Here is a 16,050-nt window from a genome sequence, read left to right as displayed (position 1 = left end):
TCCGTCGTGGCGTTCCTCCCACGTGGATGTGGGCGGAACAGCAGAGCGGGCCGGCGGCGTCCAAGTCTTGTGGTCTGCCGGCACACGTGGTCGGCCTGCCGCAGCGCACAGCCATCTGGCTCTACTCCTGCTTGTCCTGGTACCGCCCGCGTTGGCGCGAGGCCGGCTGGTACCGGGGTCCTGCGGTCTGATCCACACGCGAGAGCAGAAGCTCGCAGGGAGGCTCGAGCCGTTCCGCGAACTCGCGTGCCGCGCGCTCACCGAGGAGCCGCCAGGGAAGGACGGTCCGCTCATCGGTGAGATCCTCGATCCGTTGGCGAAGGCGTAGACCCTCCCGAAGTACCCGTCTGTCCGCCGCCAGTCCCTTCCGCGTCAGTGACTCCCAGCCCGTGTCGATCTCGTCCTCGGTGTGCCCTCGGGATTTGCTCAGCCAGTCGTCGTCGTACCCCAGCCACTCGTTATGAAGGATGGACGCCTCCGAGGAGGTGAGGCCTGACGCCGCCACCAGAGCCCAGTGCGTGTCTCCCCGCCACTCCCGCAGCAAGTTGACGGCGTGCCAGCCGGACAGAAGAGGGGACTGCGGACGAGGCATGGACAGAGTCGCCGCAAACAGAGCACGCCCCAGCAGCGGAAGCCGGTCGATAACCGACCAAAGCGCGGGGGCCATCTCACACAGCGGATCGACGATCCCGGGCGCGTGGTGGCGCAGTCCCTCCTGAACTGCCTCGTCGCGTAAATGCCAGAAATCACGGAAGGCGTCCGGACCTTTCAGCAGGTCGAAAGTCAGCCGGATCCCTGCTGCGCTGATGCTGCCGAATGCGGCAATGAGTGCCTCGGCCCCGGCCGGGGCAAGCGGCGCGCCGCGAGACGCGATATACCCGAGTGGTCCTGCCAGAACTCCTTCCAGCCCCCGTCTTTCATAGCGGGCCACCGCACCTGGGTCCCAGAAGATCCAACCCACAGTGGTCTGCACAGACCTGGCATTCCGTCGGCTGATCTCACACCATCTGTCCTCGGTTTCCTGACCTGAGTGCAGTTCAGAGCTCATCGGCCCACGCCTCCCGCCACTTGCCCCGTCGTTGATTGATCACGGCACCACGCGATGCCCGATACCGCATGGTCTGGCTTGGCATCCCTTGCGTCCAGGTGTGCCCTCAGCCGGAGAAAGGGCCACGGCACCGGTCTCCGAATCCGGGGGTGTCCGGAGTCGGCCGATGCGGAGGCTGTGGTGGGCCGACCGGTGTGGCCGGTACCGGCCGGGTACCGGCCACGGGCCAGGAGCAGGGACGGCGCACCGGCCGGCCGTGCCTTCAACCCGGTGTCTGCCGACTCACCCACCACAACCGCGGCAAGTGGGCCCGGCCCGGGTCGCTCGCCCGGGCCGGGTGGGAACCGGTGACCGTCAGTGGTAGGCGTGTACGACGGCATGCCCCTTGCCTCGGCTGATCATCCAGCGGTTCACCGGAGTGGTCAGCACGAAGGCCAAGGCAAGGGAAAGAGCCAGCGAGACCCAGAACAGGACCTGGGACAGGCCCGCGTTCATCGCACCAGGCACGCCCACCATGACGCTGTTGTCGATCAGTTCCATCACGGCGATGGACAGCGTGTCGGCGGCTAGAGCCACCTTGAGCGCCTGGCGGACCGGCAGGCCGGCGCGCAGCACGCCCCGCATGGTCAGCGCATAGCCGAAGGCGAAGGCCAGCGCGATCGAGATGGCGACGGTGGCCGCATTGTGCAGTCCGGCGGCGGTGCCGACGACCATGCCCAGGACTTCGCCGATCGCGCAGCCCGTCAGACAGTGCAGCGTCGCCTGCGCGGCTGCGCGCCAGGAAGAGCCGAGGGCGTGATGATCGCCGTGAGCATGGTGCACGTGCTGCTGCTGGTGGTGTGCTGTGTGGTGGTTCATCCTCAGCTCCCCTTACCGGATCGAGTCACCGCCGCCTAACAACATACCCCCAGGGGGTATTCCGGAACGGTGAAAGAGTCCACACAGACGCCTGCAGTCCTGGACCGGTCGCGGGCTCAGGGACGGCGTTCGCCGGCTGCCCCGAGCCCGGACCGGCCGGGTGATCTACTGCTTGCCGAGCATCCTGATCATCGCGGTGATCTCGGCCGACTGCGAGGTGACGATCGACGTCGCCATCGTCTTGGCGGCACCGTAAGCGCCCTTGGCCTGCTCGGCCTTCGCACTCTCGATCGCGCCACGGTGATGGCCGATCATCATGTGCAGGAACGCCTTGTCGAAGGCGTCACCGGACAGGGCCTTCAGCTTGCTCATGTCGTCGCCCGACATCATGCCGGGCATCGACGAGCCGGAGTGGTCCATGCCCGGCATGCTCTCCATGCCGGACATGCCGGCGTCCGGGACGTTCTCGCCCCAGGACCTCAGCCAGCCGGACATGGTGTCGATCTCCGGATCCTGCGCCTGTTCGATCTTCGCGGCCAGGTCCTTCACCTGCGGGGACTTCGCCCGCGAGGCAGCCAGGTCCGCCATGGCCACGGCCTGTCGATGGTGCGGGATCATCCCCTGCGCGAACGACACGTCCTGCGCGTTGTGCCCGTCCTGCGCGTTGTGCCCGCCCTGCGCCATGGAACCGCCGGCCGAGGGGCTGCCGGAGGTCATGGCCCCCATGTCGTGGCCGGAGTGCCCCGACGAGGAGGACGGGGAAGAGGAGGGCTCGCTGCTGCTGCCGCAGGCGGCCAGCACCACTGCGGCGGCGGCAGCGGCCAGCGCGGCGGTGCGGCGGATGAGGGAACGGGAAAATGCCATGAAAGTACAGCTCCTTGAAGTGTCCCGCGCCGCGGCGCGGGAAGAACGGATCCAGGCAGGCCGGGGCACGCCACCCCGTCAGGAGGGTGTCGTGCGGGCGCCTCTAGATCCGCAGAAGCTGCAACTCGGAAAGATCCGGTGGTGCCCGGCCATCGACCGTCCGGGCGGCCGGTCCTCCGCAGGCGGTCGCCGCAGGCGCAACGCGAGCAGTCGGGGCGGCCGTCAAAGCGGGTGGAACGTAGGCGGTGGATGTACCGCCCGCCGCGCACGTCCCTCCGGCGTGGTCCATGACCATCCCACCGTTGCCCGCGTCCGACAGATGCCGGCATTCTCCATGGAGACCGTGGGCAAGCGTGGAGTGATGTGCCGAGGACCCCACCGGCATCATCGCGTCGTGCCGGCCCGCCGCCGGCATACCTGCGGGTGACAGGGCATGCATCCCCAGCACCCCCGCCACCAGGGCCAGGACCAGCCACATCCAGCGCGCAGAGTTCACCTCTGAGCCGGTGCGAGCGCTGGAGATCACGGGCTCATCGTACGCAGTCCCCGCACTCCCTGTAGACAACACCCGCGGGATAACTCAGCCACATCGCCCTCCTCCGCATGAGCGAGCTCAGTCCTGACGGGTCCGGTAGGTCTCCGGTATGCCGGAGACCGCAACCCGCTCATGCCCGAAACGTTCGATGATGCGGTTGTGGAGCTCCGGGCACTGTCGGCCCGGCCGGACGCCCCTTTCGGCTCGTTCTCGGCGTAGGGCACCGCCCTGTGTGTCGTCGCGGCGGGCCTTGTCGGCGGCACCCCTTGCGCGGCGCGGTTGCTTGCGCTGTCCGAACGGCTCGGCATGCCACCGGAGTTCCGGCCCACGATGTCCGCGGCCCGGCCCGGCGGACGGCCGAGGACGCCGTCGGGGCGGTGTATACCGACTCGGTGTCGGAGTACGCCGCCCTTGGGCGGGACGAGTTGCGGGAGGCGGCCCGCGCCGTCTCTTGGGCCGGCTTGGCAGGCTGGACTGGCCGGCCGGCCGGCGCGGTGGCCGTGGTCGCTGGTGGGGATTGGGTTTGCCTGGTTCCTCGTCCGTGGTGTCGCGCTCAGGCGAACAGCTCGCCGGGCAACTCGGGGCCGATGACGATGGGAGCAGAGCGGTAGACGGGCGGCTGCGTGCCCATCAGCTCGCGCACCAGGAAGTCCCAGCAGAGTTGCGGACGTAGGACAGGCAGTCGATGAACTGTGCTCGGCGCCCGGCACGACGAGGAGTTCGAAGTCCTTGTCGGCAGCGAGGAGCCGGTCGGCCAGGCGCAGCGATTGATCCGGGTGGACCTTGTCGTCCAGTTCTCCGTGGATGAGTAGCAGCCTGCCCGCCAACCGGTCCGCGATGTCCACGTTGGAGGTGCGGGCCGAGGCCCCGGGGTTGTCCGCGCCGTCGTAGGCCTCGACGAAGGCCTGGTTGGAAAAGCGGGCGTCGTGGTATCCGGAGAGGGCGACTGCGGCCTTGTACACCTCGGGGGAGTCCAGCATCGCCCGCGCCGCCGCGAACCCGCCACCGGAGTGGCCGAACGACCGGTGGGCGGCGGTGAACTGGACCCGCCCCGCGGGGATGCCGAGGACGGCGGAGATCGGGGTGGGGTGTCGAACTTCTGCATGGCGCTCTCCTTCAGCGCTTGCAGTTTCTGACACCTGAAACGCTACGTTGCGTTCGCGAGATAAGGAAAGGTTCCGTTGCGTACGTCTGGCATCTTCCCAGGTGGGCGCACGGGTATCGTTGCAACTGTTTTGATTCCAGTGCAACGGAAGTCATCCTCGTCTGTTGCGTTGGCGCGGGAGTGAACGCTATGCTGGAAGCATCAAGGAAGTATGAAGGAGATCGCGATGCCGGGAGGCAGGCTCACTCAGCAGGACCGCCAGCAGATCGCGCTGGGGCTGGCCGACGGGCTCGCCTACGCGGAGATCGCCAGACGTCTCGACCGCCCCACCTCGACGATCACGCGTGAGGTGATGCGGAACGGCGGCCCCACCGCCTACCGTGCCGACCTGGCCCACCGCGCCACCGAACGCCGCGCCCACCGGCGCAGGCAGGCCGCTCCCCGAGGGTCACAGGCGCCCTCGCAGGCCCACGGACGCGACGCCGAGGCCGTGCGCGAGTACGAGGAGATGTTCTCCACCCTCCTCGTGCAACAGGGCCTGCCCAAGATGATGTCCCGGGTGCTGACCTGCATCTACACCACCGACGCGGGCAGCCTCACCGCGTCCGAACTCGTCCAGCGCCTCCAGGTCAGCCCGGCGTCCATCTCCAAAGCGATCACGTTCCTCGAAAGCCAGGGCCTCATCCGCCGGGAACGCGACGAACGCCGACGCGAGCGCTACGTCGTCGACAACGACGTCTGGTACCAGGGGATGATCGCCAGCGCCCGATCCAACGCCCAGCTCGCCGAGACCGCACGGCAGGGCGTCGCCATCCTCGGCCCCGACACCCCGGCCGCCGCCCGCCTCGAGAACATCGCCCGCTTCGTAGACTTCGTCGGTGAGAGCATCGCCCGCGCCGCGGAGCAGGCCCGCGAGATCCTCTACACGAGAACCGAAGCGACTTCAGGCGGCACTGCAACGGAAGGTTCGGGTCGCGATTAGACAGCCGTCTTGATGGTCACGGCCAGTCGTGCCCGCGCCTGATCCTTCGACCTGAGCCGACCCCATCGCGCGCCCGCCAGGCGGTCTCGCGGCTCCCGCACGTCCACCACCACCTCGGCCACGGGAAGCAAGTACGGCTCCAAGCCGGGCCGCCCGATGACATCCAGCTCGTAGTCGAGCTGCTATGGCCCGCTCATCGGCCGGTTCCGGACACCGGCGGTCGATCGGCCGCAGCGGCGGCGACGGCATCCGGCAGGTCAGCGACTCCTCCGGCATCTCCCGCCACCGGCTCCCGGTACGGAACCGCCAGACCTCGCCACTTCACCAACGCCCGCTCGCCATCGCCCCGTTCAAGCCTCGCCACACGAATGTTCTCCCGTGCGTTGACCACGACTTTGTGCGCCGGCTGCCGGAGTCCATGATGTGGGCATGAAGATTCCCGACCGACGGATCGAACTGTTCACCGGCACCGGCAGCGAGCACCGGTTCAGCGGCCCCGCGACCGGTGACGAACGGAGCATGCTCGTGGCCATGCTGAACGCCCAACGCGCCACCCTCAGGCTGAAGTGCTCCGGACTGGGATCGGAGTTGGCACTGCGGTCCGTGTCCCCGTCCTCGCTCTCCCTGCTTGGCCTCGTTCGGCACCTCGCCGACGTGGAACGCCGCTGGTTCCGGGCCGTGCTCGCCGGGCACGACGTCGAGCTGCGCTTCTCCTCCGCAGACGTCCCCGAGGGCGACTTCGACGGCGCTGTCCCCGATCCCGAGGTCGTCGCGGCATCCTGGGCTGCCTGGCATGCCGAAGTCGCCTTCGCGGAAGCCTTCGCCGCCGAGGCCCCTCATCTCGACATCGAGGGCCTCGACCCCTGGCGGGGCGCGGTCTCCCTGCGCTGGGTGCTCATCCACATGATCGAGGAGTACGCCCGTCACAACGGGCACGCCGACCTGATCCGCGAACGAATCGACGGAGCGGTCGGGGTGTGATCCCGGGCGGCTGTGCCGATCCCGCTGCACGACTCGAACATCCGCGTCTGCAGCCTCCGACCCGCTGATTGATCACGACTCCGCACCAGCCCTGAGCGTCTGATCGGGCCCCTGCGCGGTTCAGCCGGCGCGTCTGGTCGGCTGAACCGCTTCCTACCGGAAGCGCTCATGCCGTCGCCCGCGCGAATCGATGATGTGCCACCGGGTATGGAATCGGGAGGGGCCGTCGAACAGCGCCGCCGAACGGGAGGGTGTGCCATGACGCCCGAGACGCGGACCCATGAATGGTCGCTGACCTCCCCGGCTCTCGCGGAGCAGCTGATCGAGGCGCTTTCGCATATCCAGGTGCGCGATCTGGACACGTTGCGTCGGCACTTCCCCGGCCTCGGCCCGGAGGAGATCGCCGATCACCTGGTCACCGGGGCGGTGCGGGGCACCGAGGCCGTCGGAGCGGGCGTGGGTTCTGCCGCGGCGCTGCCCACCCCTCCGGCAATGCCCATCGAACTGGCAGCAGGCATCCTCGGGACGGCGTCCGTCGAGTACAAGCTCATCGCCGAACTTCACGAGGTGTACGGTCTGCCTGCGACGGGAACCACTCGACAGCGTGCCGCCCTGTATCTCGCGGAGTGGACGGAAGGGCGCGGCCTGAACATCACCAAGCCGACGTCCGCGGTCAGTCTCATGCTCAGCGTCCGGGTGAGGAAGGAACTGCGCCGACGGCTGCTCATGCTCGCTGTCCGCAAGATCCCCATGCTGACGCCCTTCATGGTCGGCGCGGCCATCGGCGCCTTGCTGAATCACTACGACACCACAAGGCTCGCCCGGCGCATCCGTGCGGACCTGCGGGCGCGCCAGGTCCCCTGGCAGGCGCCGCCCAGGCAGGGGTCACCACCCGCGGGTACGGCCTCCTGAGCGGCCATTCGGTTCACGGACCCGGTGTCCGCCCTGTCGCACCGAACATCCGACGCGCTCGCGGATACGTGAGCACGGCCCGGACCCGCTGTGACTGGCCTCGCGAGCTGGGGCCGATCGGCAGTTGGGAGCCGCCCATGCTCTATTACGTGCTCAGGTACGTCCTCCTGGGGCCGCTGCTTCGGCTGCTGTTCCGGCCGCGGGCCGAGGGGCTCGAGCACGTTCCGGCCAAGGGTGCGGCGATCGTTGCCGGCAATCACCTGTCCTTCGTCGACCCCCTCCTCATGCCCGCGGTCCTGAAACGGCGCATCACATTCCTGGCCAAGGCGGAGTACTTCACCGCGCCGGGCCTGAGGGGCCGGCTGACCGCGCTCGTTCTCCGCGGTGCCGGGCAGATTTCGGTGGACAGGTCGGGCAGGGCCGCGGGGGAGGCGGCTATCCGGGAGGGGCTGGGGGTGCTGGCCCGACGCGAGCTGCTCGCGATCTACCCGGAGGGCACGCGTTCACCCGACGGACGGCTGTACAAGGGCAAGGTCGGGGTGGCGGTGATGGCGCTGGCCGCACAGGTTCCGGTGATTCCGTGCGCAATGGTGGGGACCTTCGGCATCCGGACCCTGGGGCAGGTCCTGCCGAGGATCCGGCCGGTCGCGATCCGTTTCGGGGAACCGCTGGACTTCTCGCGCTTTGCGGGGCTGGCGGACCACAAGGCGGTACTGCGGGCCGTCACCGACGAGATCACGTACGCGATCTTGCAGCTGTCCGGCCAGGAATACGTGGACCGGTACGCGGCCGACGTGAAGGCCGGGCAAGCGAAGGGAGGGCGGGGCTGAGGTTCCGATGCCCCTCGGCCGTGATCCGGTCCGTATGGCCGCCCATTGCGAACGAGCACCACGGTCACCCTGTCGCCCACACCGCGGGCCACCTCAAGCGCCCACCCGGGCCAACCGAAACACTCGTGGGCCAAGTGAAGCGCTCGGTCACTCCCAGGCGGGCGGCGCCGGTGGCCGCCACGGTCGTCGGCGCGACGCCTTCCCGATCGAGCGCCGGGGCCTGTCCTCGCTCTTCCTCTCCGTGTCCGTTGCGTCGTTCACGGGCACCCGGTGGGGGCTCCACTCCATCCTCGGGAGGCGCACGTCATGGTCATCCGACATCCCGCCGCAGGGGGAAAGGGGCGGTTCGAGCGGTTCTCCGAGGCCGCGTCGAACTTCACCAGCTCTCTGGCGTTCTACGTCTTGTGCCTGCTGCTGGTCGCGTTCTTCATCGCCGCGCACGCCATGAGGCTGGCAGTCACGTGGCAGTTGCTGGCCGGGGACCTGATGACGTCCGTGACCCTGCTGCTGCTCGCCCTCCTCAAGAACACGGAGAGACGGGCGGAGCACGCCATCCAGCGAAAGCTGGACGCGATAGCCGCGGCACTTCTGGAACAGGACGAGGGGCAGACCCTCAAGGCCCAGGAAGACCTGCGCCGGGCCATCCGCATGGAGGAGGAGCTCTGATGCCGTAGTCAGGAAGCATCCGATGCGAGGTCTTTCTCCAGGGATTCTCAGCCGCGGAGGGGGGCGACGCCGCCGGGGAGAGATTTGGACGGTTGCGCCGAGCGCGTTCCTGCTCGCGCCGTTGACGGACGGGACGCCTCCCGCGTAGCGGAGGCGCCCCGACAGGCCGGGCTGCTGATGCCGGTACTAGGTCGTGTCTCTTCGATCAGTTAGCTCGTTGTTCTGGTCATGATGAGTCGGGGGGATCTGACGGACGGTGAGTGGGCTGTGCTGGAGCCTCTGCTGCCAGTCAGCAACAACCGGTGGGGCCGGTGGCGGGATCACCGGCAGGTGATCAACGGGATCATTCACCGGCTGAGCACGGGCGTACAGTGGCGTGAGCTGCCCGAACGCTTCGGCCCGTGGAAGACCGTCCACAAACGGCACGCGCTGTGGTCGGCTGACGGAACCTGGGAGACGCTCCTGCGGCACGCCCAGGCCGCCGCCGACGCCGAGGGCGACATCGACTGGAACATCAACGTCGATTCCACCATCGTCCGTGCTCATCAGCACGCAGCGGGCGCGCGCAAGGATCCGCCGCCGTTGCTGCCGGACTCTTCAAAAGGGCTCCTCGAAGATCGGTTCAGCATCTGGCGGCGATGGTGAGCGCGACCTGCTGGAGGAGGCGGTGCGGCAGGCGAAGCACTCGGCCGTTCCCGCGGCGGGCTGACCTGCAAAATCCACATTGCCGCGGAAGGCCGCTGCCGCCCACTGGCTTTGCTCGTCACGCCAGGCCAGCGGGCAGACTGCACGCAGTTCGAGCCGGTCATGGACAAGATCCGCGTTCCCCGCCGGGGCCCCGGCCGTCCTCGTCGCACGCCGGACAGCGTGAGTGCCGACAAGGCATACAGCAACCGTAAGGTCCGCGGCTACCTTCGCAATCGAGGCATCCGGCATGTGATCCCGGAGAAGAAGGACCACAAGGCCGCACGCCTGCGCCGGGGTTCACGCGGGGGACGGCCCCCGGGCTTCGACAAGGCCCGGTACAAGGAGCGCAACACGGTGGAGCGGGCCATTGGGAAGTTGAAGCAGTTCAGAGCCGTCGCCACCCGTTACGACAAGCGCGGATACGTCTACCTCGGCAGCGTGACCGCAGCTGCACTCCTCATCTGGCTCCGCACGTAGCCCGGAGGATTTGCTCACTCCTGGGTCTTGAGGTCCTCCAAACCGGCCGCGACCAGCAGCGGGGTGAACTCCACAACGCTGTGCGTGGCGACGCCGTTGAGGACGTACGGATCGGTGGCGAGAAGGCGGTCAAGTTCTTCGGCGGGCATCCGGGGGGCGAGGTAGACACCACCGACCAGAGGCACCTGGCGCCCGGCAACCAGAAGCAATTTCCGGGATATGAGCTGGTTCAGCCAGTCGCCGTGGGCCGGCCTCCATGGGTCCACTTCATCCAGCGGTGCCGTGTAGGTAACTCTGACAACGAACATGCCCGGACCGTAGCGGAACACCAAGGACTGTAGCGATCACATTTCATGATCCGGGAGACAGGTTCTAGCTCTGCGGAACATCCTTGACGAACACGATCCCGTCGCTGTTCGCCAGGCTGGCCGGGTCAAGCGGGGAGTAGCCGAACCAGGGGGATACGCGGGGCGCGGGCCGCGTGTCGCCGAGGGCGGTGGCCAGCCGCGGGGCGTCGACGACGCAGCGGTCCTCCGGGAGCGCGTACAGGAGCCCCTCGACGGTGTCCGGCGACGGCGTGTCCACTCCCTGGTGCCGGATCGTGCCGAGGGCCGTGGCCACGAAGGCGTACTCCTCGCCGAGCTGGGCGCTCACCAGCGCACCGGCGCTCCACCACTCCAGCGGCATTCCGCCCATCCGCATCGTGCTCTTCTCCCGCTGGAGATGGGAGTTGTGGGCGTGGACCAGTGCCGGACCCCGAGCGGCGACGGCGAGGAGGTTGTGGGCCATCATCTGGTCCCGCACGCTCACCAGTCGGGTCATGCGGACCGGTGAGGTGTCGGCCATCCAGTGGTGGTAGCGGAGCAGGCCGGTGGCGGTACGCCCGTACAGGCGCGCCCGATCCCAGTCGTCCCGGGAGTCCGCGGTGATCAGGTGTGGCATCTGCTCGTCGAGCAGCGCCACCAGATCGTCGGCGAGTAGCCGCAGCTGACCGGCCTCGGCCGACTGCCCCACGGACTGGGCCGGGTCCATCATCGCGGCTGGATTGGTCCACCGGTCGTCGATGCCGAGCAGGCGGTCGAGTGTTTCCGCCGTGCAGGGGAGCAGGTCAGCGTCCACCCGGGTCGAGAGGTAGCCGTGGAGTGCGGTGAGGGCCTGCCGGGGGCTCGCTGCGCCGGTGATCTCCAGCGGGCCGTCGAAACCGGCGAAGCGGAGCCGCTCGGGCGCGGGCCGGCCGTCGTTGTAGGCGCGCATCCAGCGCACGAGCTCGCGGTTGGCCGCGGAGGTGCCCCAGCCATGGCTGATTCCGTGCTCCATGACTTCGTCGAGAGTGCCCGTGCCCGCGGTGACGTAGTCGTCCACGACCAGGCCCATCATGCAGTCGCTCTCGATGGCGATCGTCCGGTAGCCCTCCTGCTCGACGAGCTGCCGGAAGAGCTCGTTGCGCAGGTCGAGCAGAGTGTCCTCGCCGTGGGTGGGCTCGCCGAGGGCAAGCAGCCGAGGCCGGGCCGGGAGCAGCCTCATGACGGCGGCAGCCTCGATGGCATGGGCGGTGTCCTCGATGTCAGAAACAGTTGCCATGCCATCAACGGTATCGTTGAACCTTCGGTTGAAAGTTTTCCGCGATATCGTCGGTCCCATGGGGAGGAACCTTCAAAAGGGCGAGCGGCTCAGGCCCGTTGATCTGGCGCGCGGGCACGGTCTGTCCACGCAGGCGATCAGGAACTACGAGGAGGCCGGCATCCTTCCGGCCGCCGGTCGCACACCCCACGGCTACCGCACCTACACCTCGCTGCACGCGCGGGCCCTTCGCGCCTTTCTTGCGCTGGTGCCCGGCCACGGCCACCAGACGGCGGCGTCGATCATGCGGGCGGTGAATCAGGGCGCGATCGATGAGGCGTTCCGCCTCATCGACGAGAGCCACGCTCAGCTCCTCGACGACCGGCGGACCCTCCAGGCCGTGGAGAGTGCCCTCCGCGACCTGGAGCCCACCACGGCGCCCGAGCCCGGTGTGGGGTCCGAGCCGGCCGCGGTGTCCGGACCCGGCGGCACGTTCATCGGGCCGCTGGCGGGGAAGCTCGGAATCCGGCCCGCGACGCTGCGCAAATGGGAGCGCGCCGGGCTGGTGCGCCCGCGCCGCGACGCGCGGACCGGGTACCGCGTCTACGACGAGGCCGACGTACGGGACGCCCGGCTGGCCCACCAGCTCAGGCGGGGCGGCTACCTGCTGGAGCAGATCGCCCCGCTGATCGCCCAAGTGCGGGCGGCCGGCGGGCTGGAGCCGCTGGAGGCCGCACTGTGCGACTGGCACGGCCGACTGTCCGCCCGCGGGCGCGCGATGCTGACAGGGGCCGCAGAGCTGGAGGTGTACCTCCGCGAGCGCGGATGAGAATTCGGTCGCCGATCGGAGAGACGACACCCTTGCATCTCAATAGTTCGGTTTCGTAGTATCCGAAAACGTGAAGTACGAATCCGTACCATCGGACCGGTCGGTGCTGCTGACCTTGCAGCGCGCGACCCATGCCACCTTGCAGCTGATTGCCGGCGAACTGGTCGACCTCGACTTGACCGCCTCCGAAATCAACGCGCTGGCCAACCTTGCCGACGGCAAGGGCCGCACTGTGTCCCAGCTGGGCGCCGCCGTCGGCACCCGCCCCACCACGCTGACCGGTGTGCTGGACCGGCTGGAGCGACGCGGTCACATCACCCGCGGCACGCGCGCCGGCGACCGCCGCTCGGTACTCATCGAACTTACCGAGTCCGGGCACGCGGCAGCGGCCCTGATCAGGCAGACGCTGGCCGATCTCGAGAGCCGTGCGCTGGGCGGCCTGCCCTCCGAGGCGGTCGTCGGTTTCCACGCCGTTCTGGATGCGCTGATCAAGGAGGGAGCGTGATGGCAAACGGCGACGGCGCGAAGGAGGAGTCTTCGCCGTTCACAGAGCTGATGGAAGAGGTGATGGCCACCGCCGAGCGGTTCGGGCACCGCCAGCACGTCCACCTGACCTGGCTGGCCGTCCGGCGCTACGGAAGCGCCGCGGCGGTGGACTTGATCAGCGACGGGATCCAGCGCACCGCTCGCTACGCAGGCGTCCCGCATAAGTACAACGCGACCGTGAGTCGGGCCTGGGTCGAGCTGGTGGGCCACCACGTGGGCCAGTGGGACACCGCCGACTTCGACGTCTTCGTCGAGCAGCACCCTGTGCTGCTCGACAAGAAGCTGCTGACTCGCTTCTACCGGCCCTCGACGCTGGCCGGCGCCCCGGCCAGGACCAGCTGGGTCGAGCCCGACCTCGCGCCCTTCCCCTGGCAGGGAGACGACAGGTGAGGCGGGACTGAACTGCCGATCGATACGGCCCTCCCGCCTCGGGACCCCTCGCGTGGCCGCGGCTTCAAGCCCCAACGCCTGCAACCAGAACGCGTATCAGGAACGGCACACTCGCCGTCATCTGCCGTGACCTCGTGGCAACTTGGATCGAGGCCGACTGGTCGAGCAAGTCGTCAGCAGCCCGGAGCGCCTACACCCACGGCGATGGCCAGGGCGCGTAGGGTTCTCTCGCCACGGGCCAACCGCTCTGCCCGGCCTCGTAGCGCAACCGTTCGCGAAACCGGCGCCTCGGTACTTCGTTCGGTACTTCGTAGGGACTCGGCGCCTCACGAAGTTGCCCAAGTCTGGCTTGATGCCGACTGTTTTGTGTACCTGGACTTGCCAACGCTTTGACGATCCGTTCCAAGAGCGTTCAACCAGCCGTCCGTGCCTGCGTTGTGTGCCGTCCCTAGGGTCCCTGAAGGTTTCGAAAGAAGGGACTCATGGACACACTCCTCGCAGTCCGGGCCCGCGGGATCACCAAGTGTTTCGGCGATGTCGTCGCGCTCGACGCCGTCGATCTGGATGTGGCGCAGGGGCAGATCCACGGGTTGGTCGGACCGAACGGCGCCGGCAAGACCACATTGCTCGGTCTCCTGCTGGGCCTGGCCGTCGCCGACAGCGGGCGCCTCGAGATCCTGGGTACGCCGGTCCAGCGGGCGCTCACCGCTCCCGACGGTGTCGCCGGCTTCGTGGACGGCCCCGGCCTCTACCCCTCGCTCACCGCCAGGCAGAACCTCACCGCGCTGGCCGCTCTCCGCGGCCGCGACGCGAGGACAGCGCGGGTCGACGACGTGCTCGACCAGGTCGGCCTCACCGATGTGGCCGACGACCAGGCCCGCGGCTTCTCCCTCGGCATGCGTCAACGGCTCGGGCTCGCCGCAGCCCTGCTCACCAAGCCCCGGCTGCTCGTGCTGGACGAACCTTCCAACGGCCTCGACCCGGCCGGCAAGAGACATGTACACGGTGTCCTCACCCGGCTCGCGGCGGACGGAACCAGCGTCGTGCTCTCCAGCCACCGCATGGACGACCTCCAGGCACTGTGCTCCGAAGTCACCATCGTCGCCACCGGACGGGTCGTCTTCTCCGGACCGCTGAGCAAGCTGGCCTCCGAGAACCGTGAACTCGACTACCGGCTGCTCACCTCCGACCCGCAGGCCGCCCGGCGGCTGGCCGTCGACGCGGCCGGGATCCGGATCGTCGAGGACGCCGGGGCACGGCACGACTCCGATGCGCTCGTCGTGCGCGCGCTGGTGCCCGCCCTGGACGAACTCGTGGTGCAACTCGTGCACGCGGGCATCGCGTTGCGCGAGCTCGCACCCGTGGTGTCGCCGCTGGAAGCCGCCTTCCTCGCCCTCACCGAGCCGAAGGAGGCCGGCCGATGACCGCGACCATCGCCGGGGACGACGTTGGCACCACCCACCCCGTCTCGGTTCCGCGCGGCTACCGCTTCGAGCTGGTCAAGCTGGTCTCGCAATGGCGGATCCGCCTGCTGGTCCTCGCCTGCTGGATCGCGCCCGCGCTCTTCGTCGCCGCTGTGAGCCAGCAGAGCACGCTGCCCGTCGACACCCTCTTCGGCCGCTGGATGCACGCCACGGGATGGGCCGGACCGCTGGTGATGCTCGGTTTCGCGGGCACCTGGGCACTCCCACTGCTGACCTCGGTGGTCGCCGGCGACGTGTTCGCCTCCGAGGACCGGCTCGGCACCTGGCGCCTCCTGCTCGTGGCGGTCCGGTCGCCCAGGCGGATCTTCGCGGCGAAGGCACTGGCCGGTCTGACCGTCCTGCTGCTGCTCGTGGCCGGACTGGCCTGTTCCAGCGCGGCCGGCGGACTCGTCGCGGTCGGCAACCAGCCGCTGGCAGGCCTCGACGGCCACCTGCTGGCGCCGGCGGACGCCGCCGGCAGGGTCCTGCTCGCCTGGGTCTGTGTACTCGCCCCGACCCTGGCCCTCGCCGCGATCGGACTGCTCGGGTCCGTCACGCTGGGGCGGTCCCCGATGGGACTGCTGCTGCCCGCGGTCGTCGCGATCGCGATGCAGCTCGCCCAGATGATGCCGCTCCCCGTCGCCGTACGCCTCGCCCTGCCCGGCTACGCCTTCATCGCCTGGAACGGTCTGTTCACCAGCCCGGCACAGCTCGGGCCACTGCTGATCGGCATCGTGGTCAGCCTGGTGTGGACGGTGATCGCGACGGTGCTGGCCTACGTGCTCTTTGTGCGCCGAGACTTCACCAACGCCGACTACGACGGCTCGGGACGCCGTGCGGTCACCGCTGGAGTCCTGCCGCTGGCCGGGGTCGTCGCTGTGACGGTCGCGGTCGTCGCCGCGGCGACCGGGGCCACGGGCTCCGGGATCGAACAGGACAAAGTGCAGCGCTCGCTCGCCACAGCGTTCGCCCACCTCTATCGCATGCAGACGAAGCAGCTCAACCGCCCCGATGTCACCGAAGCGCAGCTGAAGGCCACGGCGGCGTGCAACAAGGGCAGCATCAAGGTCGCTGCCGAGGGCCCGGGCAACGACTGGCGCTGCGTCGTCTCCTGGCATCTTCCCGGCGTCGAGGCCACAGGCACGGCCATCTACCAACTCGACGTCACCCCAGACGGGCGGTTCATGGCCGACGGCGATGGACCGAAGGAAGTGAACGGCTACTTCCTGGTGCGGACCGCGACCGGTGACGCACCGAACCCCCTTTGGCAGTTCGACGGCAATGTCGAACTTCTTCGCGTCTCGAAGGACTGACTCC

The 16,050-nt window shown here is 68.8% G+C and carries 16 protein-coding genes and 2 pseudogenes; 11 read left to right on the top strand and 7 right to left on the bottom strand.

From position 1 onward, the window contains the following. Nucleotides 1-121: 121 nt before the first annotated feature. The 5 genes and pseudogenes from ABZ876_RS28140 to ABZ876_RS28120 all read right to left on the bottom strand — a co-directional run. Entirely contained in the window at nucleotides 122-1,048 is a 927-nt protein-coding gene (locus tag ABZ876_RS28140; protein ID WP_361786947.1) for a hypothetical protein, read from the bottom strand. A gap of 354 nt (nucleotides 1,049-1,402) precedes the next feature. Continuing rightward, nucleotides 1,403-1,906: a DUF4396 domain-containing protein gene (locus ABZ876_RS28135; protein ID WP_361786944.1), complete on the bottom strand. Its 504-nt coding sequence runs from the start codon at nucleotides 1,904-1,906 to the stop codon at nucleotides 1,403-1,405. 165 nt (nucleotides 1,907-2,071) lie between these two features. Continuing rightward, nucleotides 2,072-2,770 (bottom strand): DUF305 domain-containing protein, encoded by a 699-nt coding sequence (locus ABZ876_RS28130; protein ID WP_361786941.1) that lies wholly within the window; start codon nucleotides 2,768-2,770, stop codon nucleotides 2,072-2,074. A gap of 103 nt (nucleotides 2,771-2,873) precedes the next feature. After that, the gene (locus tag ABZ876_RS28125) at nucleotides 2,874-3,248 is read right to left on the bottom strand and encodes a DUF6153 family protein (protein ID WP_361787078.1); all 375 of its coding nucleotides are present in this window, start codon (nucleotides 3,246-3,248) and stop codon (nucleotides 2,874-2,876) included. Nucleotides 3,249-4,048: 800 nt separating this feature from the next. Next, nucleotides 4,049-4,285, bottom strand: a pseudogene (locus ABZ876_RS28120) (prolyl oligopeptidase family serine peptidase); the annotation flags it as partial. A 351-nt stretch (nucleotides 4,286-4,636) separates the two neighbouring features. On the opposite strand from ABZ876_RS28120, the gene ABZ876_RS28115 reads away from it, so the two are divergent. The 6 genes and pseudogenes from ABZ876_RS28115 to ABZ876_RS28090 all read left to right on the top strand — a co-directional run bounded on the left by ABZ876_RS28115 (nucleotide 4,637) and on the right by ABZ876_RS28090 (nucleotide 9,945). Beyond that, the gene (locus tag ABZ876_RS28115) at nucleotides 4,637-5,392 is read left to right on the top strand and encodes a helix-turn-helix domain-containing protein (protein ID WP_361787075.1); all 756 of its coding nucleotides are present in this window, start codon (nucleotides 4,637-4,639) and stop codon (nucleotides 5,390-5,392) included. A gap of 429 nt (nucleotides 5,393-5,821) precedes the next feature. Further along, a complete protein-coding gene (locus tag ABZ876_RS28110; RefSeq protein WP_361786938.1) occupies nucleotides 5,822-6,373 on the top strand; it encodes a DUF664 domain-containing protein in 552 nt (183 codons plus the stop codon). A gap of 258 nt (nucleotides 6,374-6,631) precedes the next feature. Beyond that, on the top strand, nucleotides 6,632-7,285 hold the full coding sequence (locus ABZ876_RS28105; protein WP_361786936.1) for a hypothetical protein: 654 nt from the start codon (nucleotides 6,632-6,634) through the stop codon (nucleotides 7,283-7,285). Nucleotides 7,286-7,422: 137 nt separating this feature from the next. Next, entirely contained in the window at nucleotides 7,423-8,115 is a 693-nt protein-coding gene (locus tag ABZ876_RS28100; protein ID WP_361786934.1) for a lysophospholipid acyltransferase family protein, read from the top strand. A 306-nt stretch (nucleotides 8,116-8,421) separates the two neighbouring features. Continuing rightward, complete coding sequence (locus tag ABZ876_RS28095; protein ID WP_361786931.1) at nucleotides 8,422-8,781, top strand: low affinity iron permease family protein; 360 nt, start codon at nucleotides 8,422-8,424, stop codon at nucleotides 8,779-8,781. Nucleotides 8,782-9,012: 231 nt separating this feature from the next. Further along, nucleotides 9,013-9,945 (top strand): annotated as a pseudogene (locus tag ABZ876_RS28090) (IS5 family transposase). A gap of 14 nt (nucleotides 9,946-9,959) precedes the next feature. On the opposite strand, the gene ABZ876_RS28085 reads toward ABZ876_RS28090, so the two are convergent. Both ABZ876_RS28085 and ABZ876_RS28080 read right to left on the bottom strand, forming a co-directional pair. Next, nucleotides 9,960-10,253 (bottom strand): YciI family protein, encoded by a 294-nt coding sequence (locus tag ABZ876_RS28085; protein WP_361786928.1) that lies wholly within the window; start codon nucleotides 10,251-10,253, stop codon nucleotides 9,960-9,962. Between the two features lie 64 nt (nucleotides 10,254-10,317). After that, entirely contained in the window at nucleotides 10,318-11,526 is a 1,209-nt protein-coding gene (locus tag ABZ876_RS28080) for an erythromycin esterase family protein (RefSeq protein ID WP_361786925.1), read from the bottom strand. 58 nt (nucleotides 11,527-11,584) lie between these two features. Here ABZ876_RS28080 and ABZ876_RS28075 point away from each other — a divergent pair, with 58 nt between their 5' ends. The 5 genes from ABZ876_RS28075 to ABZ876_RS28055 all read left to right on the top strand — a co-directional run bounded on the left by ABZ876_RS28075 (nucleotide 11,585) and on the right by ABZ876_RS28055 (nucleotide 16,046). After that, nucleotides 11,585-12,334, top strand: coding sequence for a TioE family transcriptional regulator (locus ABZ876_RS28075; protein ID WP_361786921.1), 750 nt, complete (start codon nucleotides 11,585-11,587; stop codon nucleotides 12,332-12,334). A gap of 70 nt (nucleotides 12,335-12,404) precedes the next feature. Beyond that, nucleotides 12,405-12,839 (top strand): MarR family transcriptional regulator, encoded by a 435-nt coding sequence (locus ABZ876_RS28070; protein WP_361786918.1) that lies wholly within the window; start codon nucleotides 12,405-12,407, stop codon nucleotides 12,837-12,839. After that, nucleotides 12,839-13,270 carry a hypothetical protein gene (locus ABZ876_RS28065; RefSeq protein WP_361786915.1) on the top strand — a complete coding sequence of 144 codons (432 nt, stop codon included), beginning with the start codon at nucleotides 12,839-12,841 and terminating at the stop codon, nucleotides 13,268-13,270. Before ABZ876_RS28070 ends, ABZ876_RS28065 begins: the two co-directional genes overlap by 1 nt. Before the next feature lie 482 nt (nucleotides 13,271-13,752). Next, nucleotides 13,753-14,694 (top strand): ABC transporter ATP-binding protein, encoded by a 942-nt coding sequence (locus ABZ876_RS28060; RefSeq protein ID WP_361786912.1) that lies wholly within the window; start codon nucleotides 13,753-13,755, stop codon nucleotides 14,692-14,694. Continuing rightward, nucleotides 14,691-16,046: an ABC transporter permease gene (locus ABZ876_RS28055; protein ID WP_361786909.1), complete on the top strand. Its 1,356-nt coding sequence runs from the start codon at nucleotides 14,691-14,693 to the stop codon at nucleotides 16,044-16,046. The genes ABZ876_RS28060 and ABZ876_RS28055 overlap by 4 nt, the downstream gene beginning before the upstream one ends. The last annotated feature ends 4 nt before the right edge of the window (nucleotides 16,047-16,050 follow it).

The organism is Streptomyces sp. NPDC046931 (assembly GCF_040644655.1).
Lineage (GTDB): Bacteria > Actinomycetota > Actinomycetes > Streptomycetales > Streptomycetaceae > Streptomyces.
This window is presented reverse-complemented; position numbering and strand designations above follow the sequence as displayed.